At 49.6% G+C, this 1,075-nt stretch carries 1 rRNA gene; it reads left to right on the forward strand.

Annotated elements, in window-relative coordinates:
• Positions 1–156 precede the first annotated feature (156 nt).
• Positions 157–1,075 (forward strand): 23S ribosomal RNA (locus tag VF684_RS20890); the annotation flags it as partial.

Consider the following 1,075-nt stretch of genomic DNA (forward strand, 5'->3'; position numbering starts at 1 on the left):
TGCTCTTTAACAATCTGGAAAGCTGATTTAAAAAGTAGTTCTCAAACATTTGTTACAAGTGCTTTGGAAACTTCTTGGCGAAAACCAAATTTTATTTGGTCCTTGTTGTACGACAACAAGCCGTGCCGGTTTCACCGACACTTCTTGGGGTTGTATGGTTAAGTGACTAAGCGTACATGGTGGATGCCTTGGCAGTCAGAGGCGATGAAGGACGTACTAACCTGCGATAAGCTGTGAGAAGTCGGTAAGAGACGCTATTACTCACAGATTTCCGAATGGGGAAACCCACCCGAGATAACTCGGGTATCTGTTACTGAATACATAGGTAACAGAGGCGAACCGGGAGAACTGAAACATCTAAGTACCCCGAGGAAAAGAAATCAACCGAGATTCCCTCAGTAGCGGCGAGCGAACGGGGATTAGCCCTTAAGCATCTTGGAAGTTAGTGGAACGGTCCTGGAAAGGCCGGCGATACAGGGTGATAGCCCCGTACACGAAAACAACCTTGATGTGAAATCGAGTAGGGCGGGACACGTGACATCCTGTCTGAATATGGGGGGACCATCCTCCAAGGCTAAATACTCCTGACTGACCGATAGTGAACCAGTACCGTGAGGGAAAGGCGAAAAGAACCCCTGTGAGGGGAGTGAAATAGAACCTGAAACCGTGTACGTACAAGCAGTGGGAGCCCTTCGGGGTGACTGCGTACCTTTTGTATAATGGGTCAGCGACTTACATTTTGTAGCGAGGTTAACCGTATAGGGGAGCCGTAGGGAAACCGAGTCTTAACTGGGCGTCTAGTTGCAAGGTGTAGACCCGAAACCGGGTGATCTAGCCATGGGCAGGTTGAAGGTTGAGTAACATCAACTGGAGGACCGAACCCACTAACGTTGCAAAGTTAGGGGATGACCTGTGGCTGGGGGTGAAAGGCCAATCAAACTCGGAGATAGCTGGTTCTCCCCGAAAGCTATTTAGGTAGCGCCTCGGACGAATACTACTGGGGGTAGAGCACTGTTTGGGCTAGGGGGTCATCCCGACTTACCAACCCCATGCAAACTCCGAATACCAGTAAGTA

Source organism: Aeromonas sp. Lyrl_2, from assembly GCF_051948815.1.
Classification (GTDB): Bacteria; Pseudomonadota; Gammaproteobacteria; order Enterobacterales; family Aeromonadaceae; genus Aeromonas; species Aeromonas veronii.